Raw genomic sequence first — 25,165 nt, forward strand, 5'->3', positions numbered from 1 at the left:
TCTGGACTTGCTGTTGGGTTTAATGGTGTGGTGGTTTGTATTGGTGATGGTAGTGGTGTGCTGGTTGCGTTGCTGGAGGAAATGCCGGAAGTTTGCTTAGCTACGCGAGGGGTCTCTGACGACCCCCCCCCCGGTGAGGGCAGGAGCGTCCGCCTGGGCGGATGCGACGCCCATGCCTGCCAGCAGGCTTAGCAGGACGGTCATCATCGCCAGGATGCGACGCAGACGGGAAACCAGATGCATGAAACCAAAACCCCTTCACCAAACACAAGCAGAGTAAACACCGCTTGCCTATAGCCTTAACGTTCTCCTGTCGGAAAGTTGCCCAATGCTCAACGTCAGTCCGTGCAACAGATTGCGCGAATCTTGACAGAAGCCAGTTGTCTTTTGGACATCCCCCTTTGTCACCCTACCACCCGACCCACAGACAACACAAACGAGCCGGGTCAGTCATCGACGACAATGAATTTTTTGGTTGAGCAAAAGTAGTTGTTAACAACAGTTATCTGGAACTGAGAGCACGGACGAAGACCGAGCGGACTTGGAGTTCTGTGCCGCTTGATCGGTTTGCCCAAGTTTCCTTCTTCCCATTGCAGAGGCAGGGCGTGCATCTGCTCTCAGTTCCTGACCGCAGTAATCGGTCAGTATTGTGGTGGTGGGGGCGCAAGAGGAGTGCCGGCTCTCTTGGGGATGAGCCTTGCATGTGGCATTCCTTCGTGCGCCCCCGTTGTAAGCCGGGGGTGGGGGGATTGATCCGCCTCCGGCCTGTCTTACTCGTGTGAAGTGTGCAATAGCCTGTGCCGTTCTCTCCTGTGGCGGCGCGAGGCCAGGACCCCGCCCATGCCGGTCATGCCGGTGGCCAGGGCGAGCAGGATGCCTTCCCCGCCGGCCCTTGGGAGCACGCCTGCAGGCAGGTATGTATATCTGAGGGAAGTATCGGGCTGCTGGTGTATGCCGCCCACCGTGTAGTCCACACTGACCGTGACCGTGCCCGGCACGTGTATTGGCGTGAGCACGCTGACGCTATTGTCTTTGCCATGCGACAGGCCTGATACGACAGTCCGGTCGAATTTGACGCCGGTGATCACCAGCTGCAGGTTGAACACCACCGGCACAGGAACATATGCATTATAGGTGGAGCGGTCGCCGATCTGGCCAAAGGCGTTGTATCCACAGGCGTATGTGTATCCGTTTGGGCTCACAGCCAGCGAATGATGGTCTCCGGCAATGAACTGTGTGGCTTTTAGTCCTTTGCTCGAGTCGGTGGGGTTGGCGGGGTCGCGCACGTGCACAGGAACAGTTGAAGAGTTGCTGGTGCTGTTGCCAAGCTGGCCAAAGGCGTTGTATCCCCAGGCGTAGGCGTATCCGTCGCTGCCAACGGCCAGTGAATGATAGTATCCGCCGCTCACTTGTACGGCTTGCAGTCCTTTGCTCGTATCGTAGGGGTTGGCGGGGTCGTGCACGCGCAAAGGAACAGGATTCGGATAATGAACGCTGCTGTTGTTGCCGAGGGAGCCATTGCTGCTGTCTCCCCATGCGTAGGCGTATCCGTCGCTGCCCACGGCCAACGAATGATAGGTTCCACAGCTCACCTGTACGGCTTGCAGTCCTTTGCTCGTATCGGTGGGGTTGGCGGGGTCGCGTACGCGCACAGGAACAGACGAATCTGCATAGTAATCGTTGCTATTGTTGCCAAGCCGGCCATATTCGTTGTTTCCCCATGCGTAGGCGTATCCGTCGCTGCCCACGGCTAGCGAGTGCTCGTATCCGGCACTGACCTGCACGTATGTGAAGTCCGCCGGCAGGTCAGGATACGTTTTGCGATCGGGCGTCTTCACCCTGACCGGCGTATACCGATAGTTGTTGCTCGTCCCGTCGCCGAGCTGACCAGAGCTGTTGTATCCCCACGCGTAGGTGTTCCCGTCGGCGCCCACGGCCAGCGAATGATAGGTTCCACAGCTCACCTGTACGGCTTGCAGTCCTTTACTCTTATCGTAGGGGCTGTCGGGGTCGCGCACGCGCACAGGAACAGTCGAATACCCGCCGCTGGTCTTATTGCCGAGCTGGCCATTGTCGTTGTTTCCCCATGCGTAGGCGTATCCATCGCTGCCCACGGCCAGGGAATGGTAGTATCCGGCACTGACCTGCACATAGGTGAAGTCCGCCGGCAGGTCAGGATACGTTTTGCGATCGGGCATCTTCACCATGACCGGTGTGGTCCGGTTGGTTTTCGTCCCGTCGCCGAGCTGGCCATATTCGTTGTTTCCCCATGCGTAGGCGTTCCCGTCGCTGCCCACAGCCAAGGAAAAACCATAGGAGTAATAACCGTCGTATTTTGATCCGCTGATCTGACTGAACCTGATGCCCCGGCTGGTGTTTGGCGGGGCGATAGTGGTGGATTCGTTGCCCAGTTGACTGCCCTTGTCAGGGCTGATGCTCCACTTGTCGTTCCCGCTTTCGGTCCACTTGGCGGTCAGGGCGAGGTCCTTGGTGACGGGCTTGCTGAAGTCGTAGGCGACTTCCCCGATGAACCATCCGTCGAACTGGTAGCCTTCGCGCGCCGGGTCGGGGGTGGGGCGCTTTACCCTGCCGTAGGGGTCTGAGATGTTCTGGTCTGCGGGTTCGGGGCTTCCTCCGTCCGCATTGAAGGTGACGGTGTGGGTCGTGCTCTGCTGGTCGTCTCGTGTCAGCGGCTGGTCGACCGTGTAGTTGAGGCTTCTGGTGAAGGGCTGGCCGTCCTGCCTGCCGGTGATGGTGATGGCGGCTGGACCCGGCTTGCGTGCAGGGATTTCCGCCTGCCAGATGCTGCTGGTCTTGCTGAGTTTGAGTGGCTGGCCGTCCATGCTGGCTGATTCCAGGGTGGGGTCGGTGCTGGTGTCGAGTCTGGCTGGCTTGCCGGGCTGACCCTGCTCGTCCAGGCTCCATTTGTATATGTCGCCCTGCCTGCTGATAGCAATGATCCTGTTGCCTGCAGCTGTTGCCTGCACAAACTGCTGGTCCCCGTTGTCCGTGCGCATGGGCGCCTTGCCGGGCTTCCAGGCCCAGAGGCGGCCACCTTTGCCGACGATCATGGCCTGGTCATTGTTGGTGGCGGCCGAGCTGGCTTTCATGCCTTCTGGCAGGTTGACGGCAGTGGAATCGGCTGCGGTGTTGGCCAGGTACCGGGCTTGCCCGTCCGCGTTCAGAAGGAGAAACCCCTGGTTGAGGGCTTGGGCTTGGACGGTGCGCATGCCGGGCTGCTGTTTGATGCGTGCGGGTTCGGCTTTTCCGGTGTTGTTCTTGTCCCAGGTCCAGGCTTGCCCGTCTGCGTCCAGGGCGAGGATCCGGCTGGCGGAGGCTGCGGCGAGGACGGCCTGCGCCTGCCCCGGCAGCCTGGTTGTGGTTTGCTCGACGGGCTTCTGGTGCGGATTCTGGCTGCCGGTCTGGCTGTCTTGGAAGGTGTGGACCTGGCCCTGCCAGTCCACGGCCAGGAGCCGGTCATCGTTCATCCTGATGCTGGTGAACCTGCTGCTCTGGCTGGTGTCGAGGATCACGGGTGTTGCTTGTTGGCTGTTCCAGGTGTAGATGTGCTGGTCGGATCCTAATGCGGCCTGCGATCGGCTGCCGACCGTGGCCTGCAGGTAGTGGAACCCGTCGGGGGCCTGGGCGGGGGAGGGCACCTGTTTTGGTGTGCTGTCCTGCGTCCATGTGTAGATGCGGCCGTCGCCGGTCAGGCCGACAGTCTGGTCTCCTGCGGCTTGGACGCTGACGTAGTAGGGTTCCTGCGGGCTGGGCGGGTTGATGGTCAGCCGGGCGCCGGAGGCGGGCCCATGATCAGGGTTCAGCGTCCAGTCCGTGGTCTTCGACCATTGGGCTTTCAGGGTCGTGTCCTGGAGGATGGGGGTCTGGAAGTCATAAGGCTGGTTGTCGTGTGTCCATCCGTCGAACCGGAAGCCCTCGCGCACTGGGTTCTGTTGCGGGGGAGCGGCGAGCGTGCCGGTTTTCACGGTTGATTGAGTAGGCGCGTTCCCGTCAGCTGGGTCGAAGCGCACTATGTGTGAAGTGTGATCATCGGTATCGGATGGCTTGGTTGAAGCGGATCCTGTGTTGTCCGGACTGCTTGTTGACGATTGCGGGGTATTTGGGCTTGGTGTCGTGGAGCTCAGTGGCGAGGAAAGTGTCAGCGGTGATGGCGAGGGCAGTGGAGTGTTTTTTGCGTTGCTGGGGAGAATGCCGGGGGTTTGCTTAGTTACGCGAGGGGTCTGACGACCCCCCCCCCCGGTGAGTACAGGAGCGTCCTCCGCGTTTGCGGACGCGACACCCAGGCCTGCCAGCAGGCCCAGCAGGACGGTCATCATCGCCAACGCGCGACGCAGACGGGAAACCAGATGCATGACTCGTAAACCCCTTCACCAACACCAAGCGGAGCCAGCGGCTCGCTTAAAAGCGTCTTGTTTGCCGGAAAGCTGTCCTGTCTTTCAACGCCTACCCTGCACCGGATTGCAGGAACTGTGGCGGAAGCCAGCCGTCTTCCCGTTACCCCTGTTTTTCACCATACCACCGGTTTGACAAGCAACACACAAGCCGGATCCAAACGCCCGACGGCTGTGATTGCAGTAATTGGGTATAGTCGGCTGTTTAGGGCAATTATGAGATTGCATGAAAGGGGCTGGCTAGGATCGGGCGGGGATGGCCGCCATGGCGGGGTGGTTGCATGCCCGTATCCCGCCATGGCGGTTGCCCCTCTCCTGATGTGCCGTCCAGACTTTGCAGGCTGGGCGGAGTGTGGTGGGGGCGCGGGAGGGAAGTGTCGGCTCTCTTGGGGTTGAGCCTTCAGTGACACGTTCCTCCCTGCTCCCCCTATGTAGGGCCGGGGGCGGGGGGATTGATACGCCGCCCGGCCGCTCTTACTCGTGCGAAGCGTGAAGCAATTGGTGTGTTTCCCTGCGGTGGCGGCGCGAGGCGAGGATCCCGCCCATGCCGGTCATGCCCGTGGCCAGGGCGAGCAGGATGCCTTCCCCTCCTGCCTTGGGGAGCACGCCTGCAGGCAGGTACGTGTACCTGAGGGATGTGTCCGGCGTTTGGGGTGCGCCGCCCAGCGTGTAGTCCACGCTGACCGTGACCATGCCCGGCGCGTGTGCGGGCGTTGTCACGCTGACGCTGCCGCCATCGCCGCGCGTCAGTTCTGACACGGGGTTCTGGTCGAACCTGACGCCGGTAATCACCAGAGCAAGGTTGAACGACACCGGCACAGGAACCAACCTGGTGTTTCTGGTGCCGTCGCCGAGCTGGCCATAGTAGTTGTATCCCCATGCCCAGGCGTTGCCATCGCTGCCCATGGCCAGCGAATGAGCGTATCCGGCGCTGACCTGTGCGGCTTTGAGTTCTTGGCTCTTGTCGGTGGGGTTGGCGGGGTCGCGCACGCGCACAGGAACAGACGAAGAGCCGGCGCTGCTGTTGTTGCCGAGCTGGCCATTGCCGTTGACTCCCCAGGCGTAGGCGTTGCCGTCGCTGCCCAGGGCCAGCGAATGCTGCCATCCGGCGCTGACCTGCATGTAGGTGAAATCCTTGGGCAGGTCCGGGTACGTCTTCCGGTCGGGCGTCTTCACCCTGACCGGCGCATACCGTGTGGTGGTTGTCCCGTCGCCGAGCTGGCCATAGCCGTTGTATCCCCAGGCCCAAGCGTTGCCGTCGCTGCCCACGGCCAGCGAAAGATGGTATCCGGCGCTGACCTGCGTGGCTTGCAGTCCTTTGCTCGCGTCCCCGGGGCTGGCGGGGTCACGCACGCGCACAGGGACAGGATTAAAAGTGGAGCTGCTGCTGTTGCCGAGGTTGCCATACAAATTGCATCCCCATGCCCAGGCGTACCCGTCGCTGCCCACGGCCAGTGAATGATCGACTCCGGCGCTGACCTGCAGGTAGGTGATGTCCGCTGGCAGGTCCGGGTACGTGCTGCGGTCGGGTGTCTTCACCCTGACCGGCGTATTCCGGCTGCTGCTTGTCCCGTCGCCGAGCTGGCCATTGCCGTTGTTTCCCCAGGCGTAAACGTTGCCGTCGCTGCCCAGGGCCAGGGAATGATAGACTCCGGCGCTGACCTGCAGGTAGGTGAAGTCCTCTGGCAGGTCCGGGTACGTCTTCCGGTCGGGCGTCTTCACCCTGACCGGCGTATTCCGGTTGCTGCTTGTCCCGTCGCCGAGCTGGCCACTGTAGTTGTATCCCCAGGCGTAGGCGTTGCCGTCGCTGCCCACGGCCAAGGAATGCTGGGCTCCGGCGCTGACCTGCAGGTAGGTGAAGTCCGCTGGCAGGTCCGGGTACGTCTTCCGGTCGGGCGTCCTCACCATGACCGGCGCATGCTTGTCGTCTCTCGTCCCGTCGCCGAGTTGGCCATAGTAGTTGTATCCCCAGGCGTAGGCGTTCCCGTCGCTGCCCACCGCCAAGGAAAAACCGCCGTTTGTTGATGCGCTGATCTGGCTGAATCTGATGCCACGGCTGGCGTTGTCTGGCGGGGTGATGGTGGCGGGTTCCCTGCCCAGCTGGCTGCCCTTATCAGGGCTGATGCTCCACTTGGTGTTCATGCCTGCGGGCGTCCAGTGGGCGGTCAGGGTCAGGTCCTTGTCGACGGGCCTGCTGAAATCGTAGGCGACATCCCCGGTGAACCATCCGTCGAACAGGTAGCCCTCCCGCGCCGGGTCGGGTGAGGGGCGTTTCGCCCTCCCGTACGGGGCGGAGACATGCTGGTCCGCTGGTATGGGGTTTCCGCCGCCCGTGTCGAAGCGGACAGTGAACGCGGATCCTGGTTCGGCAGCCCGTGCCGACGGCTGGTCGACCGTGTACGCAAGGCTCCTGGCGAAAGGCTGCCCATCCTGCCTGCCGGTGATGAGGATGACAGCTGGCCCAGGCTTGCGGGCGGGCATGTCGGCCTGCCAGGAGCCGTTGCTGCTGCTGAGCGGCAATGCGTGGCCGTCCAGGCTGGCTGATTCCAGGATGGGCGCAGCAGTGGTGTCGAGCCTGTCGGGTTTGCCGGGCTGGCCCTGCCCGTCCAGGCTCCATGCGAGCATGCCGCCCTGCCTGCTGATGGCGGCGATCCTGCTGCCGGCAGCGGCGGCCTGCACGTAGGCTTGGTTCCTGCTGTCCGCGCGCTTAGGGGTCTTGCCGGGCTGCCAGGCCCAGACATGGCCGTCCGCATCAGTGATGACGGCCTGGTCCTTGTTGGCGGCGGTCGAGCTGGCCTGCGCGCCGTCCGGCAGGCTGAGCTGGATCATGGCGGCAGTGCCGTCTGGCAGGTACCGGGCCTGCCCGTCCGCGTCCAGGAGGAGGAACCCCTGGCTGAGGGCCTGGGCCTGGACGATGCGCATGCCCGGGTCCTGCTTGATGCGTTCGGGTTTGGTTTTGCCGGTCTTGCTCATCTCCCAGGTCCAGGCTTGCCCGTCAGCGTCCACGATGAGGATCCGGCTGGCGGAGGCGACGGCGGTGACGGCCTGCGCTTTTCCGGGCAGGCTGATGGCGGCCTGCTGTATAAGTTCCGGGTTCTGGCTGTCGGCATTGCTGGCCTGATAGGCGTGGACCCGGCCCTGCCGGTCCACCGCCAGCAGGAGGTCGTCGTTCAGGCTGATGCTGGTGAACCTGGCATTCTGATTGGAGTTGATAATCGTGGGTGCCGCTTGTCCGCTGGTCCAGATGTATATCTGCTGGTCGGATCCCAGGGCGGCCTGCGATCGGCTGCCGGCTGCAACCTGCAGGTAGCGGAACCGGTCGGATGCTTGAGCAGGGGAGGGCACCTGTTTGGGCGTGCTGTCCTGCGTCCATGTGTAGATCCGCCCGTCGCCGGCCAGGCCGAGGATCTGGCCGCCTGCGGCTTGGATGCTGGCGAACTGAGGCTCCTGCAGGTTGGGCGGGCTGATGGTCAGCCGGGCGCCGGAGGCGGGCCCATGATCAGGGCTCAGTGTCCAGTCCGTGGTCTTCGTCCATTGGGCTTTCAGGGTCGTGTCCTGGAGGACGGGGGTCTGCAAGTCGAAGGGCTGGTTGTCAAGCGTCCACCCGTCGAACCGGAAGCCCTCGCGCACTGGGTTCTGTTGCGGGGGAGTGGCGAGAGTGCCGGTCTTCACAGTCGATTGTGTTATCTTGCTGCCGTTGACAGGGTCGAAGCGCACTATACGAGAAGCTTGATTATCTGTCTTTTCGGCTGATTTAGCCGGAGCGGAGTCTGTGCCGTCTGTATTGTTTGTCGTCGATGATGGAGCGCTTGGACTCGGTGTTGCGGGGCTTAACGGTGTGGTGGCTTGTATTGGCGATGGCGAGGGCAGTGGAGTTTCTGGTGCGCTGCTGGGGAGAATGCCGGGGGTTCCGTTAGCTACGCGAGGGGTCTGACGACCCCCCCCCGGTGAGGACAGGAGCATCCGCCGCCTGGGCGGATGCGACGCCCAGGCCCGCCAGCATTCCCAGCAGGACGACAGCCATCGCCAGGATGCGGCGCAGACGGGAAACCAGATGCATCAAACCAAACCCCTTCACCAAACACCAAACGGAATCAATTCCGTTTGCCTACTCAAGTTCTGCCTGCCAGCACCAACCCTGCATCAAATCGCAGGAGCCAATGGCGAAGCCAGCCGTCTTCTCGACATCCCCCGCCTTTCACCCTACCACCCAGCCCGCCGACAACACACGAGATGCAAATGCACGGCGGCAGGCCTTAAGCAACAACTCCTCCCATCTTGCCTGGCAGATAGAATGAACAGACAACACGTCACGGCCGCTGATCGGCCGATAAGGAGCATGACTATATGACCGGAAACGTCACCGACACCGTCATTACCCTCAACAATGGGGTCAGCATTCCCCAGCTGGGTCTCGGGGTCTTCCAAACACCTGATGGCGAGGCCACCAGCCAGGCCGTCACCTGGGCCCTGCAGGCGGGCTATCGCCACATCGACACCGCCATGATCTACGGCAACGAGCAGTCCGTCGGGGAGGGGCTGCGCCGCTCCGGGGTTGACCGGCGGGATGTCTTTTTGACCACCAAGCTCTGGAATGACGACATCCGTGCAGGGCGGGCCAAGGAGGCCTTCAAGGAGAGCCTGGACCGGCTGGGCGTGGACTACCTGGACCTCTACCTGATCCACTGGCCCGCCAAGGGCTGGCAGCAGGCCTGGGAGGACATGGAGGAGCTCTACACCCAGCGGCGGGTGCGGGCCATCGGGGTCTGCAACTTCCAGAAGCACCACCTGGACGAGCTGCATACCATCAGCGGCACCAAGCCGGCGGTCGACCAGATCGAGTCCTCGCCCCAGTTCGTCAACGACGACCTGATCGACTACTGCCATGGCACCCTGCGCGTGGATGTGGAGGCCTACAGCCCCCTGGGCGGCACCGGCGGCAACCTGCTGGCCGACCCCAGGCTCAAGGCCATGGCCGAGCGCTACGACCGCTCCCCGGCACAGATCGTGCTGCGCTGGCACCTGCAGCGCGGGGTCATCGTCATCCCCAAGTCCACCCACAAGGAGCGGATCGAGCAGAACGCGCAGGTCTTCGACTTCGAGCTGAGCGATGAGGACATGAAGGCCATCACCGCCATGAACAGGGACGAGCGCACCGGTGCGGATCCCGACAACTTCGACTTCTGAGGGATGGTGGTACAGGAGGAGACCCGACCTTGAAGGCGGGGCCTCCTCCTGGGACCCGGCGGAAGCCCCAACCCTTCCACCTGGCCTGGTCTCTATGGTAAAGGATTTGTGACGATTCAGCTAATCGGCATTGCCGCTGATGGCTTCGTCGTCGGCCTCCTGCTCCTGGGGCGAACCTGAGATGTCGCGGTGGATGGACTGCATCTGCACCTCGATGTTCTGCAGGGAGCGGGCGCAGTCCAGCAGGGTCTGCGAATGCTCGGCCAGGCGGGCGTCGGGCAGGTCGGACTTGTAGCGCAGCTGGTGCTCCAGGGAGGCCCAGTAGTCCATGGCGATGGTGCGGAACTGCACCTCGACCGGCGTGTAGTGGGGGCCCGAGGTCAGGAAGACCGGCACGGCGTAGATGACGTGAAGGCTGCGGTAGCCGTTCATCTTGGGGTTGCGGATGTAGTCCTTGACCCTCAGCACCTGGATGTCCGACTGGTCGGAGAGGTAGCGGGAGACCGAGTAGACGTCGTCCCGGTAGTTGCAGATGACGCGCACGCCGGCCACGTCGAAGATGTGATCGCGCACCGAGGGGATGGTGACGGGAAGGTTCTTGCGGTGCAGCTTGCCGATCAGGGAGTCCACGCTCTTGAGCCGGCGCTCCATGTGGTGGATGGGGTTGTGGCTGAACCGGACCTGGAATTCGGTGTCCAGCACGTCCAGCTTGGTCGAAATCTCGTACATGGCCCCCTCGTAGGTCTGCATGAGATTGACGAATTCCGTTATCTCGTCGATGTCCAGCTTGGGACGGTCCTTTTCGTCCAGGTCGGACAGTCGCTGCTTCATTTCGGATGCGCTCATGGCACTGTTACGGTCGAGTATCACATGAACCTCCCATGCCGCCGTTCGTAACCATGACTCATGGTACGCACAGGCCCCGATGGCCGCGGGACCCGACCTGCGCATACAATCATGGCTTATGGAAGCAGGCGAGGGCATGAGCGCGACCGCTCAGCGTAAGGACAGCAGGGGCGTCTACTATGTGCGGACCCTGGGCTGCCAGATGAACGAGCACGATTCCGAGCGGATCGCCGGGGTGCTCCGGGCCCAGGGCTACCAGCAGGCCACGCCCGAGCAGGTCCGCGCGCGCGAGGTGGACGTGATGGTGCTCAACACCTGCGCCGTGCGCGACAACGCCACCCAGCGCATGTACGGGACCATCGGGCGCTGGCACAGGTTCAAGCAGCACAAGCCCGACACGCGCATCGCCGTGGGCGGCTGCATGGCCCAGAAGGACCGGGAGCGGATCGTGAAGGCGGCGCCCTGGGTGGATGCGGTCTTCGGCACCAGGGACATCGGCTCGCTGCCCGGCCTTTTGGACAAGGCCCGCAAGGACGGGCGGCCCCAAGTGGGGGTTACGCAGGAGCTGCGGGATCTGCCCGGGCGGCTGCCGGCGGTCAGGGCCTCGCGCTCGCAGGCCTGGGTGTCCATATCGGTCGGCTGCAACAACACCTGCACCTTCTGCATCGTGCCCTCGGTGCGGGGGCGGGAGCGGGACCGGTCCATGGAAGACATCCTGCAGGAGGTTGAGGACTGCGTGCGCTCCGGGGCCCGCCAGGTGACCCTGCTGGGGCAGAACGTCAACTCCTACGGCTGGTCCACGGGGGACCGCTACGCCTTCGCCCGGCTCCTGCGGGCCTGCGGCCGGGTGCCTGGGCTGGAGCGGATCCGCTTCACCTCGCCCCATCCGGCGGCCTTCACCGACGATGTGATCGCCGCCATGGCCGAGACACCCACGGTCATGCACCAGCTGCACATGCCCCTGCAGTCGGGCTCCGACCGGATTCTGCGGGCCATGCGGCGCTCCTACCGGTCCCAGCGCTTTTTGCAGATACTGGACAAGGTGCGGGCCGCCATGCCCGATGCCCTGATCACCACCGACATCATCGTGGGCTTCCCCGGGGAGACCGAGGAAGACTTCCAGGCCACCATGGATGTAGTGCGCCGGGCGCGCTTCTCGTCGGCCTTTATCTTTGAGTATTCGCCGCGTCCGGGCACGCCTGCCGCGCGCATGCCCCAGCTGCCCAAGGCCGTGGTCCAGGACCGGTTCGAGCGGCTGCAGGCCCTGCAGGAGTCCATCACCATGGAGCACATGCAGGCCTTCCTGGGCAAAGAGGTGGAGGTGCTGATCGGCGACGGGCACGGCCGGCACGACGGCAGCACCCATCGGGTGACCGGGCACGAGCGCACCGGGGTGCTGGTCCACGTCGGCGTGCCCCAGGGGATGCCTGCGCCAAAGCCCGGGGACCTGGTCACCTGCACCGTCACCCAGGCCGGGCCCCACTATCTGATCGCTGACCCGGATCCCCGGGCGGGGCAGGTCTATGACGTCCGCTGAACCCCGCATCGTCTCCATCGTGGGTCCCACAGCCTCGGGCAAGACCGCCCTGGGCGTGGCCCTGGCACAGGCACTCCAGGAGCGCGGCCAGGAGGCACATATCGTCAATGCCGATGCCTACCAGATGTACCGGGGGATGGATGTGGGCACGGCCAAGCCTTCGGTAGGGGAGCGGCAGGCGGTGGTCCACCACCTGATCGACATCATCGAGCCGGAAGAGGCCATGAGCGTGGCCCGCTTCCAGGCCATGGCCCGGTCCCTGATAGCCGACCTGCGGGCCCAGGGAATCCGGCCGATCTTGGTCGGTGGCTCAGGGCTCTATACCCGGGCGGTCATCGACGATCTGTCCTTCCCCGGCACCGACCCGGCGGTCAGGGCCAGGCTGGAGGAGCGCGCGCAAGAGGAGGGACCCGGTCTGCTCTTCCGCCAGCTGCAGGAGCGGGACCCGGAGGCTGCGGAGCGGATGGACCCTCGGAATGTGCGGCGGACCGTGCGGGCTCTGGAGGTCATGGAGATTACCGGACGGCCCTATTCGGCCAGCCTGCCCCGGTACCGCTACCTGCTGCCCGCCCTGCAGCTGGGACTGGACCTGCCCCGGGAGGAGCTGGACCGCAGAATCGACCAGCGCACCCAGGCCATGCGGGACCAGGGGCTTGTTGACGAGGTGCGGGGGCTGCGGAACCGCCTGGGGACCACGGCCTCACGCGCCCTGGGCTATCAACAGATTCTGGACTACCTGGACGGCCGCACCGACCTGGATGCCGCCTTCGGTCTGATAGCGCAGAAGACCAAGCGTCTGGCCCGCAAGCAGATGGGCTGGTTCGGCCGGGACCCGCGCATCCACTGGCTGAATGCCCTGGCCCCGGACCTGGCCCGGCAGGCCCTGGACCTGGTGGACCAGGCCGACCAAGGCCGCTTCGACCAGGCGGACGCCCAGGCCGACCAGTCGGATCAGGAGAGGGTGACCAGACACCATTTGGGCGCGCTTTGACTTCAAGTACTTGAAGTTCCTAGGCTGAACGGGTATGACCACCATCACGCAGCCCCAGGCCGACCTGGAATCCGGGCCCTGGTACACCATCCGCCAGGCCTCGCTCATGTCGGGGATGCCGGAGACCACCCTGCGCTACTACGAGACCATCGGCATCATTCCGCCCATCGCCAGGGACCCCTCGAGCGGCCACCGCTGCTACAGCCAGGAGGATCTGGACCTGCTGGAGACCATCTCCTGCCTGAGCGCCACGGGTATGTCCCTGGAGCACATGCGGGAGTATCTGGGCAACCGTGCGGCGGGAGCCGAGGCCGCCGGACGGCAGATCGAGCTCCTGGCCGAGCAGGGACGGCGGCTGGACCAGCGGATGGCCGGCCTGCGGGCACGGAAGCGGTATGTGCAGCTCAAAATACGATACTGGGGGCGCGTCCGCGACCACGACCAGGCCGGGGCGACAGAACTGATCAATCAGAGTGCCCAGATCATCGAGGCCGCCAAGCGCAGCGGCAACGAGCGGCTGCCAAGCTGAGGCTGCCGGGCTGAGGCTGCCAATTCAGTGGGCTGGGCCCTGGTCCCATCCGGCGATCAGAAATATTCGGGTTGGGTTGACCGGGCGGACCATGCCCGCAATCAGGGCCTGCAGGTCATCGGTGCTGCCTCGGAGCGCTCGCTGGATGGCCCGGCGGTGGGCGGTCGGATCAGCATGTCCCCAGTCCAGGTCCCACCCGGCATCGTGGGACAGGCGTGAGAGGAAGATGCGCAGGGTCATGCCGTCGCAGTCGGCGAAGGGGTGCAGGCAGGAGAGCTCGTCGTAGTAGTGGGCCAGGCGCTTCACGAAGACCGGACGGTCCAGGCTGGTCAGGTTGCGTTCGGCTGCCAGCTCCTGGCCGATGGCCGCAGCTCCCTGCTCCAGCATGGTCGCCGGATACAGGCTGGCGTCGTCCCCCGGTTGGGGTCGGCGCAGCGCTCGCTCTTCCGGCAGGCCGGGAAGCAGTCGGCGATGGATGGCCCGCAGCTCCGCAAGATCGCCCTCGGTCGCCCAGGGTCGCTGACAGACCAGGATGGTCCGCAGAAAGAGGGCATCCGTCAGGGCAGCCGCCTTGGCCTCCAAGCGCCGGGCCTGGTCGGCCAGAGCCTCGGCCTGCCTTCTGCCCGCCACAAAGTCGCTGGCCGTCTGAAGGGCCGAAGGGCCGGGCTGACGGTCATCCAGAAGCAGGTTGCGCAGGGCGAAGGCCACGGCGCTCTGACGTTCGGCTGGTGTCATGCCAACGATGCTAGCCCTGGCGGCCCACCGTCTGAAAGAGTTGTGCACACTGACCCGTCGGGCCCGGCGCGGACCGGGGTTCTGGGTAGGCTGAAAGGGTTATGACACGTAAGCAGCAAGCAGACGCACGCGGTCGCGGCCGGACCGCAGCCAAGGACAGCCAAGACCCGGAACCCTTCTGGCACAAGGCCTTGCTGGCCCTGCCCCGGGGCCTGGGATCCCTGGTGCGTGCCGTGGCCGGCAAAAACGGCGACAACTCCGCCTACCGCAAGGACGGGCTCTGCTTCGTGCTGGTCATCCTGGCCGTACTCTTCAGTGCCAGCGAATGGTTCCGCGTGAATGGCTTCCTGGGGCGGGGGCTGCATGCCCTGGCTGCGGGCGTTCTGGGGCTCTGCAGCATCATCCTGCCGGTGGTCCTGCTCTTTGCGGCCTTCCGGCTGGTCTGCTACACCGGGCGCGAGGCCGGCAACCTGCCTGTGGTAGGCGGCCTCATGGTGGTGCTCTGGTCGGTCTGCTCCATTCTGGACGTGCTCATGGCTTCGGACCATCGAGGCTTCGACATGAGGGCCATCAGCGGCTCAGGCGGCCTTCTGGGGTTCTTCCTGGGTTCGCCGCTGGCCTGGGGGCTGTCCAAGGTCTTCGCCGTCATCATCTTCGTCCTCGTGGCTATTTTCGGCCTCTTCATCACCTTCAGATTCCATATGAGCGACCTGGTCGCCTTGCTGCGCGGCAAGAGGACCCATGCCTCCGACTCGGCTCCGGCGCAGACCGCTCCCAACGAGGTCAGGCTGGGGGATGACACCCTGCCTCTGGCGCCCGGCGTGCCCGCCCATCAGGAGTCGGACCAGGAGGATGCCCAGGATTCCGGCCGTGGCGGGGTAGCCGGCTGGTTCAGCCGCCTGCTGCATGGCCGCATCGGCAAGGACACGGACACCCATCTCGAGCGTTACGAGGCTGACGAGCCCTTCTCCCAGGCGGCCTCGCTGGAGGGGGCTGACCAGGGTGACCAGGTGTCCACACAGAACATGCCCGCTGTAGAGGCCCCGGCCACGGCTGCGCTCTTGGATGCCAGGGAGCAGGGGCATCCCAAGGTGGATCCGGCCGCGCTGTCCGGCGTGGGGGCCTCGGATCCATGGGCCGCTGCCGCAGCTGCTGCCGACACCGTGCAGATGGACGCCCAGCCCGCTCCGGAAGCAGGCGATCATACGGCCGGAGCCCAGGCTGCAGACGCGTCAGGTGCCTCCGATGACCGGCAGGTGGACGAGAGCCGGCCCTATGTGCTGCCCAGCACGGACCTGCTGGTCAAGGGCAAGCCCCACGCGGTCAGGACCTCGGCAAACGACGCGGTCATCAAGGCCCTGCAATCGACCTTCCAGCAGTTCGACGTGGACGCCAAGGTGGTCGGTTTCCTGCGCGGCCCCTCCGTCACCCAGTACGAGGTGGAGCTGGGGCCGGGCGTCAAGGTGGAGAAGGTCACCAACCTTCAGCGCAACATCGCTTACGCGGTGGCCAGCTCGGACGTGCGCATCCTGTCGCCCATCCCCGGCAAGTCGGCCATCGGCATCGAGATTCCCAACGTGGACCGCGAGATCGTCCACCTGGGCGACGTGCTGCGCTCCGACAAGGCCAAGCAGGACGACAACCCCATGATGACCGCCGTGGGCAAGGACGTGGAAGGCCACTATGTGACCGCCGACTTGACCAAGATGCCCCACCTGCTGGTGGCCGGCGCCACGGGTTCGGGCAAGTCCAGCTTCATCAACTCCATGCTGGTTTCGCTGATCATGCGGGCCACGCCGGAACAGGTCCGCTTGATCATGGTGGACCCCAAGCGCGTGGAGCTGAGCGCCTACGCCGGCATCCCCCACCTGCTCACGCCCATCATCACCGAGCCCAAGAAGGCCGCCCAGGCCCTGGAGTGGGTGGTCAAGGAGATGGACGCCCGCTACGACGACCTGCAGTTCTTCGGATTCCGGCACATCAAGGACTTCAACAAGGCCGTGCGCGAGGGCAAGGTCCACGCCCCGGCCGGCTCCAACCGCAAGGTGGCCCCTTATCCCTACCTGGTCGTGGTGGTCGACGAGATGGCCGACCTGATGATGGTGGCCAAGAACGACGTGGAGAGCTCCATCCAGCGGATCACCCAGCTGGCGCGTGCCGCCGGCGTCCACCTGGTCCTGGCCACCCAGCGGCCCTCGGTGGATGTGGTCACCGGCCTGATCAAGGCCAACATCCCCTCCAGGCTGGCCTTCGCCACATCGTCCTCAACGGATTCCCGGGTCATTCTGGATGCCACCGGCGCCGAGACCCTGATCGGCCAGGGCGACGCCCTCTTCCTGCCCATGGGCCAGGCCAAGCCCACCCGCGTCCAGGGGGCCTGGGTCTCCGAGTCCGAGATCCGCAAGGCGGTGGATTATGTGCGCACCCAGCGCAAGCCCCACTACCGCGAGGACATCGAGCAGATGGCCGACAAGGCCGACCACAAGAACGAGATCCAGGAGGAGATCGGCGACGATATGGACGAGCTGCTCCAGGCGGCCGAGCTGGTGGTGACCACCCAGTTCGGATCCACCTCCATGCTCCAGCGCAAGCTGCGTGTGGGCTTCGCCAGGGCGGGAAGGCTGATGGATCTGCTGGAGTCGAGGGGAATCGTAGGGCCATCGGAGGGTTCCAAGGCCCGCGAGGTGCTCATCCAGCCGCCGCAGCTGCAGCAGGCCCTGGCCTTCATCCGAGGCGACGCCCCCTCCATGGATCCCGCCCCGGATGAGCAAGCGCAGGGCTGAACATCGGCCCAAAAAGCTGGGCCTGGTCTACCGTTATGATGAAACTGCCGCCTGGCATCTCTTGCTGGACGGCCCGAGCGCACGAGTATCGCGTATAAGGAGTGGCAATGCAGGAGCATGCCGAGTCAGAGACCGGTCGTGAGAGGCGCAGGCTTCTCGAAGGATGGAATTCACCCCCAAACCTGGTCACTTACACCCGTATCCTCCTGGTCCTGGTCTTCATCGCCCTGGACCTGATGGCCGGTCCCTGGGGCGAGCGCAGGCCCGGCTTGCGGTGGACCGCCGCCGTGCTCTTCATCCTCGCCGCCTCGACCGATAAGCTGGACGGGTGGCTGGCCCGCCGGTACAACCAGGTGACCGAGCTAGGCAAGCTCATGGATCCCATTGCCGACAAGCTGCTGATCTGCTCGGCGCTGATTGTGGCCTCCGTCTTCGGCGAGCTCTGGTGGTGGGTCACCGTGCTCTTCCTGGTGCGGGAACTGGGCATCACCCTGCTGCGGGTCCTGGTCATCAACAAGCAGGGCCGGGTCATCGCCGCCTCTCGGGCCGGTAAGTACAAGACCCTGTTTGAATGCATCGGCCTGGGCATGCTGATGGTGCCCCTGTCGCCGGTCTGGCCCTGGTATCTGGTGACTACACGCGTGGTCATCCTGGTGGCCCTGGCCCTCTGCCTCTACTCGGGGGCGGAATACGTGATAGGGATGCGGCGATGATCGGCAAGAGCGTGCAGGGCCGTTGCGACGACCTGGCTGGACGGATCATCGACACCTGCCGTGACTCGGGCCTGCTGCTGGCCGCCGCCGAATCGCTGACCGGGGGGCTGCTGGCCGATGCCTTCGTCAGGATTCCCGGGGCCTCAGACGTTTTCCTTGGGTCGGCCGTCACCTACGACATCGCCGCCAAGGCCGCCATCCTCAAGGTGGACCAGGACCTGCTGGCCACCCAGGGTGCGGTCCATCCACGGGTCGCCCAGGAGATGGCCGAGGGCACGGCCAGGCTCTACACCAGGCCGGGTCATGAGGATACGGTCATCGGCATGGCCACTACAGGCGTGGCCGGGCCGGGCCCTGACGGGGATGATCCCGCCGGGCTGGTCTACATCGGTCTGGCCCTGCCCGTCCGGGTGATGGGTCGGCGTATCGAGACCGGCCTGCAGTCCCACGCCTACCGGACCTATGCCTACGAGCTGCATCTGGATGGCGACCGCGAACAGGTGCGCCGGGGCACGGTCATGCGGATTCTGGACCAGCTGGATCGGGCCCTGCACTCGCGCGGCTGACGGCCTGATGCGATAGGTCGCTTCTCCTAACCGATACCGGACCTTGTGTATACGTGACCTTGGTCACAAAGCGGGCCTTTCGGGTTCCTCCCCTGGAATAATTCAACGACTCGTCTGTTGGTCAGTGTGTAAGAAGTTGAACACGATAATGGCGAAAGGGGCTGCTATGGCCAGCACCGAGACCGTGATGACTCGAACCAACGATACCTATGATGTCAAGCCGGCCGCACCCGGAGTGGAGCGCAATGCGCGGGTTCGTGATCTGACGCCCGCCCAGCGTCGTGCCGTCGTCTTCGCCCAGCAGCAGGTGATCCGTGCCAAGGCCGCCAAGAAGGCCAAGGAGGAGCGCCAGGCCAACCTGAACAAGATGTGGATGGAGGAGGACGGCATGGAAGCCAGCCGTCAGCGGGCAGCCTCCACCAATGACGGCCGGGCCGTCACCCATACCGTCTCCCTGCGCGAGGCCCTGGGCCACGTGCTGCGCGAGCTGAGGACCAACGATCACAAGACCCTGCGTGAGGTCAGCGAGAAGGCCGGCGTGTCCCTGGGCTACCTGTCCGAGGTGGAACGCGGCCAGAAGGAGGCCAGCTCCGAACTGCTGAGCTCCATCGCCGACGCGCTGGGCCTGGGTGTGCCGCAGACACTGCGGATGGTGGCGGACTACCTGGAGTCCACTCAGGAGTAAGCATGTCAGGTCCGGTCGGCTGACCCGGCGGACCGTTCTTGAGGGCGTCCGGTTCTGAGGAACCAGGCGCCCTCTTCTGCTGACTGTCGGTTGCTACCGTAGAAGGGGTGTGACAGGGTGGGTTTTGGACGAAAGGTGATGTCGGGTGCGTGAACGGGAATTCTGGCAGCTGCTGGAGGAGGTCTTCGGCCGGGTCTACGGACGCAGTCTGGCCCGTGACCAAAGGCTGACCGCCCTGGATGCCATGACCGTAATAGAGGCCCTGGATGCGGGTGTGGAGCCGCGCGTGGTCTGGAACGTGCTCTGCGATCAGATGGAGATTCCCGACTCCCGGCGCTGGGGAAAGGACCACAATGCGCCGCCCCTGCCGGCAGCCTGATCGGCGGGTTTTATCCTCCGCGAATTTATTTTCCATTCCAGGCGATTTTCGAACATTTGTTCGCATGGTCGGGTATACTGATACCCATGGTCCGGTGACCATCGGCACGTTCGACCACATCGGGCGCCGGGACCGCAGACAGGTTCCGACGGCGGATAGGCTGTCAATCGTGAGGTCGTCAATCAGGATGTCGTCATCGTGAGGTCGGTTACGAAGAAGGAGAGCCATATGGCACGTCAGAGCAACAGTGGCAAGGCGAAGAAGGAAGAAGAGGGCGGGATCGACCCCCGTCGCCAGGCAGCCTTGAACACGGCCCTCGCGCAGGTGGAGAAGAGCTTCGGCAAGGGTTCGGCCATGCGTCTGGGCGACAAGCCTGCCCAGGATGTGGAGGTCATTCCCACCGGGTCCCTGGCCTTGGACATGGCCCTGGGCATCGGCGGACTGCCCCGCGGCCGCATCGTCGAGATCTACGGTCCGGAATCCTCGGGCAAGACCACCCTGGCCCTGCATGCGGTGGCCAATGCACAGGCCGGCGGTGGAGTGGCGGCCTTCATCGATGCCGAGCACGCTCTGGATCCCGAGTACGCCAAGAAGCTGGGTGTGGACACGGACTCCCTGATCGTCTCCCAGCCGGACAACGGCGAGCAGGCGCTGGAGATCGCCGACATGCTGATCCGGTCGGGCGCCCTGGATGTCATCGTCATCGACTCGGTGGCCGCCCTGGTGCCCAAGGCCGAGATCGAGGGCGACATGGGCGACAGCCATGTGGGTCTGCAGGCCAGGCTGATGAGCCAGGCCCTGCGCAAGATGACCGGCGCCCTGTCCCAGGCCAACACCACAGCCATCTTCATCAACCAGCTCAGGGAGAAGATCGGCGTCTTCTTCGGCAGCCCGGAGACCACCACCGGCGGCAAGGCCCTGAAGTTCTACGCCTCGGTCCGCCTGGACATCCGCCGCATCCAGACGCTGAAGAACGGCGACGAGGCAGTGGGCAACCGCACCAAGGTCAAGGTGGTCAAGAACAAGATGGCCCCGCCCTTCAAGGTGGCCGAATTCGACATTCTCTACGGAGAGGGCATCTCCAAGGAGGGTTCGGTTCTGGACATGGCCCTGCAGACCAACATTGTCAAGAAGTCGGGCTCCTGGTTCACCTATGAGGGCGATCAGCTGGGTCAGGGCAGGGAGAACGTCCGTCAGTTCCTCAAGGACAACCCCGGCCTGACCAAGGAGATCGAAGATAAGGTCAAGGTCGCCTTCGGCCTTATTCCCGCTCCCTCCGAGGACGACAAGGCCGACCAGGCTGATGCTGGCCAAGACAGCAAGGAAGACGACTCGGCTCCCGTCGACATCAACAGCACTGTGCCCACGGCCCAGGCTGCATGACCTGATGATCTCGGCCGAGGACTTCCTCAAGGAAAATCCAGTCCGACTGGCGCAGACCGAGGATCCTGCCGGCTCCAGCACAGAGTCGAAGAATCCTCGGTCGGACCAGTTGCAGCCAGACTCTGCGGGTGCGCCTGTTCCAGCAGAGTCGGTGTCAGTCCTTGATCCTGCCCTTGAGCAGAAGGATGACAGCTTCAAGGAGGACAGCCGCCTGGTGCAGTCTCCTGTCCTGGGTCTTGGGCATGGCGCCCGATTCGGAGGCAGTCTGGAAGATGCAGACAGTGCTGCCAATGCCGATATGGGTGATGAATCCCTGGCAGGTCGCCATTCTCGTGGTCGCCGTTCTGCCCGTAGTTCCGATAGAAGAACCCGCCGTCGTGGCCGTCGCCCACGTGCCGGCGGCTTTGGCGGTGGGTCCGCGCCTGTAGCTCCGCGAGCAGATGCCGATGATGCGGATGCTTGCCGGGAGGTTGCTCTGACCCTGCTGGATGCGGCGGCCCGTTCAAGCGGGGCTCTGGCCCGCCGTCTGGTCGACAAGGGGTTTGATACGAACGTGGTCGATCAGGTGATCGACCGGCTGACCAAGTTGGGCCTGTTGGATGACCGGGACTATGCCCAGGATCTTCTGCGTTCCTGTCTGCATCGCACCATGGGGGAGCGGGGTGTGCTCTCGGAGATGACCCGCAAGGGTTTGGATCGGGGGCTGGCTGCGCAGGTAGTCGCTCAGGCCTCTCGTGAGGGACTCTTCGTCGACTCCGCCTACGAGCTCGGTCGCAAGGTGGCCCGGAAGACAGCCGGACTTGATCTCAAAGTGCGTAAACGGCGATTCTGGAGTGCTGGATCGCGCAAGGGCCACTCTCCCGGCCTCCTCAACCAGGTGGCAGCCGACCTTTTCGTTTCTGACGACCCTCTCGATTGAGGTGTGCCATGGACTTATCGGTTTTCACAGTGAAGGAAAGCAAAGCAATATGCGGCTATGGTTGTATTCCCGAGCTGCTCCGGCTGGATGTCTGCCATTCGAACCATTCCAGTCCGTATGCGTGAATCACGTCTCAAGACCTTTGGTCTCGCTTTCACAAACAGCGTCTAGGCTTGATGTAGCGGACAATTGCTGCTTTGAATTTGCTAGAAGGTGAGGTGTCGGATGCTCGAAAAGAGTGAACTTCTGCAGGAAAATGCAGCACTTGTAGCCCTGCTCAGAACCATTGACAAATCTCGTGACACCTGGAGCTCCATCGCTGAAAAGGTTGTACGCCAGGGTAGCGCTATCCAAGTCTTTGAGCATGAGCTTGACCCGCAGCATCATCGGCTGGATGACCCCGATGAGGATGATGAGTATGATGACCGCACTCAGATGATGTTGTTGGGAGAGGATGACGTACCGGTTACCACGCAACGTCGTGTGCAGCTCTTGCAGGCCCACGAAGAGGCTGAAACTCTGGTTCGGAACTGGGAAAAGCAGGGTTTGGATATGGTGTCGGTCCTTGACGAACGGTATCCGTTGAGCCTGCGTGAAGTCGTCGATATGCCTCCGTTTCTGTTTTCCAAGGGGCGTTTCCTCAGCCCCAATCAACAGGATTTGGGTGTCAGCGTCGTCGGTTCGCGCAATGCAGGACAGGAGGCTTTGCATTTCGCTTCTGATGTCGCGACAATGCTCGTGAGTAAAGGTCTGACTGTCATCGCCGGCCTGGCCCTGGGTGTGGATGCTGAGGCCCATCATCGTGCTCTGCAGGAGCATGGTCGTACGGTGGCTTTCATCGGTACGGGCATAGGGAAGTACTACCCCGCAAAAAATCGTCATCTTCAGGAGCTCATCGAACATAACGGCCAAGTGTTTTCGCAGTTCTGGCCCTGGCAGGGGCCCACGAAGTGGACCTTTCCTGCGCGTAATGCCACCATGAGCGGCTACGGGATCGCTACGGTTATCGTTGAAGCTCATGAATATTCCGGCACCCGTGTTCAGGCTCGGCAGGCCCAGCATCATGGCCGCCCGATCATTATGCGCGACGCCGTGGTTGACCATACTGAATGGGGCAAGCGCTTGGTTGACAAGCCCAATGTCTACGTCGTATCTAATGTGGATGAGGTAGCCAACGCCATCAACTCGATACAAGAGGTCAACAGTGACCTGCAAGACGCAATAAACGGCATAGTTGCCCAAGCAAGCGCTTATGCCAATTATGTTGGCATGGGGTAATCAACGTGGATAACCAGAAAATCAGACTTGATCAGTTGCTGCGAGGGAAAGCTGGCAGCTATTTAAAGCCTGTCGTTTATCAGTCAAAGCATGATAATGTATGTGCAATCTGTGGGGGTTTCAAGCAAAATCAATATGATAGGTGCTGGTCCTGTAACCAGACCTTGCGTGAAGCACAAAGGCAGCAATGCCAGAATCAGTTAGCTGACCAAATTGCTTGTGGCTTTTATGCAGTTGAAGATTGGGAACAGACATACAAAGTCATCCGTGACTACAAAGAGCAATTGCCTTCTGCCAAGGAGCACCGAACAATCGTCACTTCTATACTTGCTCTGCATATTCTTGGGCACCTGTCTTGCATAGGTGTTCAGGCGAACACACCTGTAACGGCATGGGCTGTGATTCCTTCGACGAAGAATTCAAAACGATATGGTCAGGATCATCCACTCCATCAGTTAGTGGCAAAGCTAATTCCTTTCTTACCTGAGGTGAGGCTGCGGGCCAACAAGGCCAAGACCCGTAGTCTAGATGGTGAAGCCTTCTCAATTGCAAGTCCTGTTCGAGCAAGCTGCTTACACCACGTGCTTCTGATCGATGACTCCTGGGTGACGGGAAGTACAGCACAATCAGCTAGCATCTGTCTCAAAGAGGCAAGTGCCTCCCGCGTATCCATCTACTGCGTAACTCGCATAGCAGACGAATCCTTCATCAAATCGCTTGGGCCTAGTTTGCTTAAAGACTTCATTAATGGCGATCACTATACAAGGGGATGGTGTCCATGGAGGAGATGCGTTGAACGGTGATTTCCCAAGGATCCGTCATTAGCGACGTCGTCTGCATTTTGGTTTCAGAACGGACTCGATAGCTGCCTTAGCTGCCCTATGCTGATCGCAAGCATCAAAGCAGCTGAGGGGAAGAAGATGAGACCTCTCATATACCCCGGGTTCTGTCATCGACCGGATGAAAATCCGGACGACGGATGGCCATCCATCTCGACCTGACGTTGCCGCCAGGCTCTAGCGGCCTACCCGAAGGCGGGACGAGCAGCCCCTGAATGCCTTCTGCTTGGCCTTGCTCCCGATGAGGCTTGCCATGCGGTCGGCGTTACCGTCGACCCGGTGGTCTCTTACACCGCCGTTTCACCCTTGCCCGCCTTTGCCAGGCGAGCGGTCTGTTCTCTGTTGCGCTATCTCTCAGGTCGCCCTGGGCGGACGTTATCCGCCATCGTGCTCTGTGGAGCCCGGAAGTTCCTCAGCCCTTCCCAGGAGGAGGGGCCGCGGCCATCCGAGAGGTCTCGGGGATTCAGCATAGCGGAACTGAACGACCGGACCAACGGCCAGGATCCCGCTCTGGCCTCAAGCTCAATCAGTGAGTCAGCCCTGCTCTTCGGATACAATCGGAAGCACAGTCGATGGTGACCAAGTCCGCCATCGCACCAGCGGTTCGTCCGCTCACAAGTGCAAGGAGATTCCCATGGAGATCGTCATTACCGGTCGACATACCCAAATCAAGCAGCGGTTCCGCGATGTTGTGGACAGCAAGATGAACAGGGTGACGGCCATCGCCCCCGATGCCCAGCGCATCCAGGTCGTTCTGACACATGAAGGCAATCCCCGCCAGGCTGACAGCGCCAAGAGGGTGGAGCTCACGGTCCAGGCCGGCAAGACCGTGATCCGCGCCGAGGCCTCCAGCGCCGACGAGTTCAGCGCACTGGACATGGCCCTGGACAAGCTGACCCAGCGTCTGCGCCGGGTCCGCGACCGCCGCAAGGACCACCGCCGGGGACTTGAGCATCCGCCCCTGCCCGCCGACCTGCCCGTGGAGGATCAGACAGGCGATGAGGGCGATCAGGGAGACCAGGGCCAGGAGTCCAACCCCGACAACAGCGCTCAGAGCGCCGTGGCCTCGGACCTGGCTCCGGGCCAGTCGGTCGAGGTGCAGGTGGGGGACACCCCCATCGTCATCCGCCGCAAGCTGCACATCGCCGAGCCCATGAGCATCGACGAGGCCCTCTACGAGATGGAGCTGATCGGCCACGACTTCTTCCTCTTCGTCAACAAGGAGACCCAGCGGCCGTCGGTGGTCTATCGCCGGCACGGATGGAGCTACGGCGTCTTCGAGATCGATACGCCTGAGCATGTAGGCCAGAAGAAGTAACAGCAAAACGGATAGACGAGCGGATATTGAACTGTGGGGCGATTCCCCGGCGGCAAATTGGCCTG

General features: G+C 63.1%; 20 protein-coding genes and 1 other RNA gene. 14 read left to right on the forward strand and 7 right to left on the reverse strand.

Going from position 1 to position 25,165, the window contains the following annotated elements; all coding sequences use genetic code 11:
* Positions 1-96: 96 nt before the first annotated feature.
* From ACUIAG_RS00935 to ACUIAG_RS00950, 4 genes are all read right to left on the reverse strand, one after another.
* Positions 97-243 (reverse strand): hypothetical protein, encoded by a 147-nt coding sequence (locus ACUIAG_RS00935; RefSeq protein ID WP_445339871.1) that lies wholly within the window; start codon positions 241-243, stop codon positions 97-99.
* Positions 244-770: 527 nt separating this feature from the next.
* Positions 771-4,373: an RCC1 domain-containing protein gene (locus tag ACUIAG_RS00940; RefSeq protein WP_445339872.1), complete on the reverse strand. Its 3,603-nt coding sequence runs from the start codon at positions 4,371-4,373 to the stop codon at positions 771-773.
* 513 nt (positions 4,374-4,886) lie between these two features.
* On the reverse strand, positions 4,887-8,084 hold the full coding sequence (locus ACUIAG_RS00945) for an RCC1 domain-containing protein (protein ID WP_445339873.1): 3,198 nt from the start codon (positions 8,082-8,084) through the stop codon (positions 4,887-4,889).
* A gap of 241 nt (positions 8,085-8,325) precedes the next feature.
* A complete protein-coding gene (locus ACUIAG_RS00950; protein WP_445339874.1) occupies positions 8,326-8,472 on the reverse strand; it encodes a hypothetical protein in 147 nt (48 codons plus the stop codon).
* 287 nt (positions 8,473-8,759) lie between these two features.
* On the opposite strand from ACUIAG_RS00950, the gene ACUIAG_RS00955 reads away from it, so the two are divergent.
* Positions 8,760-9,599: an aldo/keto reductase gene (locus ACUIAG_RS00955; protein ID WP_024627855.1), complete on the forward strand. Its 840-nt coding sequence runs from the start codon at positions 8,760-8,762 to the stop codon at positions 9,597-9,599.
* Between the two features lie 120 nt (positions 9,600-9,719).
* On the opposite strand, the gene ACUIAG_RS00960 is transcribed toward ACUIAG_RS00955, so the two are convergent.
* Positions 9,720-10,430 (reverse strand): GTP pyrophosphokinase, encoded by a 711-nt coding sequence (locus ACUIAG_RS00960; protein WP_045924161.1) that lies wholly within the window; start codon positions 10,428-10,430, stop codon positions 9,720-9,722.
* Between the two features lie 133 nt (positions 10,431-10,563).
* Here ACUIAG_RS00960 and miaB point away from each other — a divergent pair, with 133 nt between their 5' ends.
* The 3 genes from miaB to ACUIAG_RS00975 are packed head-to-tail and all read left to right on the forward strand — an operon-like array spanning position 10,564 to position 13,502.
* A complete protein-coding gene (miaB, locus tag ACUIAG_RS00965) occupies positions 10,564-11,982 on the forward strand; it encodes a tRNA (N6-isopentenyl adenosine(37)-C2)-methylthiotransferase MiaB (protein ID WP_445339875.1) in 1,419 nt (472 codons plus the stop codon).
* On the forward strand, positions 11,969-12,973 hold the full coding sequence (gene miaA, locus ACUIAG_RS00970) for a tRNA (adenosine(37)-N6)-dimethylallyltransferase MiaA (protein ID WP_445339876.1): 1,005 nt from the start codon (positions 11,969-11,971) through the stop codon (positions 12,971-12,973). Before miaB ends, miaA begins: the two co-directional genes overlap by 14 nt.
* A 34-nt stretch (positions 12,974-13,007) precedes the next feature.
* Positions 13,008-13,502: a MerR family transcriptional regulator gene (locus ACUIAG_RS00975; RefSeq protein ID WP_445339877.1), complete on the forward strand. Its 495-nt coding sequence runs from the start codon at positions 13,008-13,010 to the stop codon at positions 13,500-13,502.
* Between the two features lie 24 nt (positions 13,503-13,526).
* On the opposite strand, the gene ACUIAG_RS00980 is transcribed toward ACUIAG_RS00975, so the two are convergent.
* The gene (locus ACUIAG_RS00980; RefSeq protein WP_445339878.1) at positions 13,527-14,237 is read right to left on the reverse strand and encodes a Fic family protein; all 711 of its coding nucleotides are present in this window, start codon (positions 14,235-14,237) and stop codon (positions 13,527-13,529) included.
* 101 nt (positions 14,238-14,338) lie between these two features.
* On the opposite strand from ACUIAG_RS00980, the gene ACUIAG_RS00985 reads away from it, so the two are divergent.
* From ACUIAG_RS00985 to ACUIAG_RS01025, 9 genes are all read left to right on the forward strand, one after another.
* On the forward strand, positions 14,339-17,020 hold the full coding sequence (locus ACUIAG_RS00985) for a DNA translocase FtsK (RefSeq protein WP_445339879.1): 2,682 nt from the start codon (positions 14,339-14,341) through the stop codon (positions 17,018-17,020).
* A 107-nt stretch (positions 17,021-17,127) separates the two neighbouring features.
* A complete protein-coding gene (gene pgsA / locus ACUIAG_RS00990; RefSeq protein ID WP_445339880.1) occupies positions 17,128-17,733 on the forward strand; it encodes a CDP-diacylglycerol--glycerol-3-phosphate 3-phosphatidyltransferase in 606 nt (201 codons plus the stop codon).
* Positions 17,730-18,299 carry a CinA family protein gene (locus ACUIAG_RS00995; RefSeq protein ID WP_198189462.1) on the forward strand — a complete coding sequence of 190 codons (570 nt, stop codon included), beginning with the start codon at positions 17,730-17,732 and terminating at the stop codon, positions 18,297-18,299. The genes pgsA and ACUIAG_RS00995 overlap by 4 nt, the downstream gene beginning before the upstream one ends.
* Before the next feature lie 166 nt (positions 18,300-18,465).
* The gene (locus tag ACUIAG_RS01000; RefSeq protein ID WP_373637637.1) at positions 18,466-18,984 is read left to right on the forward strand and encodes a helix-turn-helix domain-containing protein; all 519 of its coding nucleotides are present in this window, start codon (positions 18,466-18,468) and stop codon (positions 18,982-18,984) included.
* 145 nt (positions 18,985-19,129) lie between these two features.
* On the forward strand, positions 19,130-19,363 hold the full coding sequence (locus ACUIAG_RS01005; protein WP_024627845.1) for a DUF3046 domain-containing protein: 234 nt from the start codon (positions 19,130-19,132) through the stop codon (positions 19,361-19,363).
* A 228-nt stretch (positions 19,364-19,591) separates the two neighbouring features.
* Positions 19,592-20,746, forward strand: coding sequence for a recombinase RecA (gene recA, locus ACUIAG_RS01010; protein ID WP_144085993.1), 1,155 nt, complete (start codon positions 19,592-19,594; stop codon positions 20,744-20,746).
* A gap of 4 nt (positions 20,747-20,750) precedes the next feature.
* Entirely contained in the window at positions 20,751-21,665 is a 915-nt protein-coding gene (locus ACUIAG_RS01015) for a regulatory protein RecX (protein ID WP_445339881.1), read from the forward strand.
* 225 nt (positions 21,666-21,890) lie between these two features.
* Positions 21,891-22,943 carry a DNA-processing protein DprA gene (locus ACUIAG_RS01020; protein WP_445339882.1) on the forward strand — a complete coding sequence of 351 codons (1,053 nt, stop codon included), beginning with the start codon at positions 21,891-21,893 and terminating at the stop codon, positions 22,941-22,943.
* A 5-nt stretch (positions 22,944-22,948) separates the two neighbouring features.
* Entirely contained in the window at positions 22,949-23,746 is a 798-nt protein-coding gene (locus ACUIAG_RS01025) for a hypothetical protein (RefSeq protein WP_445339883.1), read from the forward strand.
* A gap of 115 nt (positions 23,747-23,861) precedes the next feature.
* Here the strand turns inward: ACUIAG_RS01025 and rnpB are convergent.
* Positions 23,862-24,239, reverse strand: an RNA gene (gene rnpB / locus ACUIAG_RS01030) — RNase P RNA component class A.
* A gap of 177 nt (positions 24,240-24,416) precedes the next feature.
* Between rnpB and hpf the strand changes: the two genes are divergently transcribed.
* A complete protein-coding gene (gene hpf / locus ACUIAG_RS01035; RefSeq protein ID WP_445339884.1) occupies positions 24,417-25,100 on the forward strand; it encodes a ribosome hibernation-promoting factor, HPF/YfiA family in 684 nt (227 codons plus the stop codon).
* Positions 25,101-25,165 lie beyond the last annotated feature (65 nt).

It is taken from the genome of Bifidobacterium sp. ESL0825 (assembly GCF_052606465.1).

Bases quoted from the DNA above. Each gene is read 5' to 3' on its own strand.
- ACUIAG_RS00935 (WP_445339871.1), bottom strand. From the start codon at position 243: ATGCATCTGGTTTCCCGTCTGCGTCGCATCCTGGCGATGATGACCGTC.
- ACUIAG_RS00940 (WP_445339872.1), bottom strand. From the start codon at position 4,373: ATGCATCTGGTTTCCCGTCTGCGTCGCGCGTTGGCGATGATGACCGTC.
- ACUIAG_RS00950 (WP_445339874.1), bottom strand. From the start codon at position 8,472: ATGCATCTGGTTTCCCGTCTGCGCCGCATCCTGGCGATGGCTGTCGTC.
- ACUIAG_RS00955 (WP_024627855.1), top strand. From the start codon at position 8,760: ATGACCGGAAACGTCACCGACACCGTCATTACCCTCAACAATGGGGTC.
- ACUIAG_RS00960 (WP_045924161.1), bottom strand. From the start codon at position 10,430: ATGAAGCAGCGACTGTCCGACCTGGACGAAAAGGACCGTCCCAAGCTG.
- miaB (WP_445339875.1), top strand. From the start codon at position 10,564: ATGGAAGCAGGCGAGGGCATGAGCGCGACCGCTCAGCGTAAGGACAGC.
- miaA (WP_445339876.1), top strand. From the start codon at position 11,969: ATGACGTCCGCTGAACCCCGCATCGTCTCCATCGTGGGTCCCACAGCC.
- ACUIAG_RS00975 (WP_445339877.1), top strand. From the start codon at position 13,008: ATGACCACCATCACGCAGCCCCAGGCCGACCTGGAATCCGGGCCCTGG.
- ACUIAG_RS00980 (WP_445339878.1), bottom strand. From the start codon at position 14,237: ATGACACCAGCCGAACGTCAGAGCGCCGTGGCCTTCGCCCTGCGCAAC.
- ACUIAG_RS00985 (WP_445339879.1), top strand. From the start codon at position 14,339: ATGACACGTAAGCAGCAAGCAGACGCACGCGGTCGCGGCCGGACCGCA.
- pgsA (WP_445339880.1), top strand. From the start codon at position 17,128: ATGCAGGAGCATGCCGAGTCAGAGACCGGTCGTGAGAGGCGCAGGCTT.
- ACUIAG_RS00995 (WP_198189462.1), top strand. From the start codon at position 17,730: ATGATCGGCAAGAGCGTGCAGGGCCGTTGCGACGACCTGGCTGGACGG.
- ACUIAG_RS01000 (WP_373637637.1), top strand. From the start codon at position 18,466: ATGGCCAGCACCGAGACCGTGATGACTCGAACCAACGATACCTATGAT.
- recA (WP_144085993.1), top strand. From the start codon at position 19,592: ATGGCACGTCAGAGCAACAGTGGCAAGGCGAAGAAGGAAGAAGAGGGC.
- ACUIAG_RS01015 (WP_445339881.1), top strand. From the start codon at position 20,751: ATGATCTCGGCCGAGGACTTCCTCAAGGAAAATCCAGTCCGACTGGCG.
- ACUIAG_RS01020 (WP_445339882.1), top strand. From the start codon at position 21,891: ATGCTCGAAAAGAGTGAACTTCTGCAGGAAAATGCAGCACTTGTAGCC.
- hpf (WP_445339884.1), top strand. From the start codon at position 24,417: ATGGAGATCGTCATTACCGGTCGACATACCCAAATCAAGCAGCGGTTC.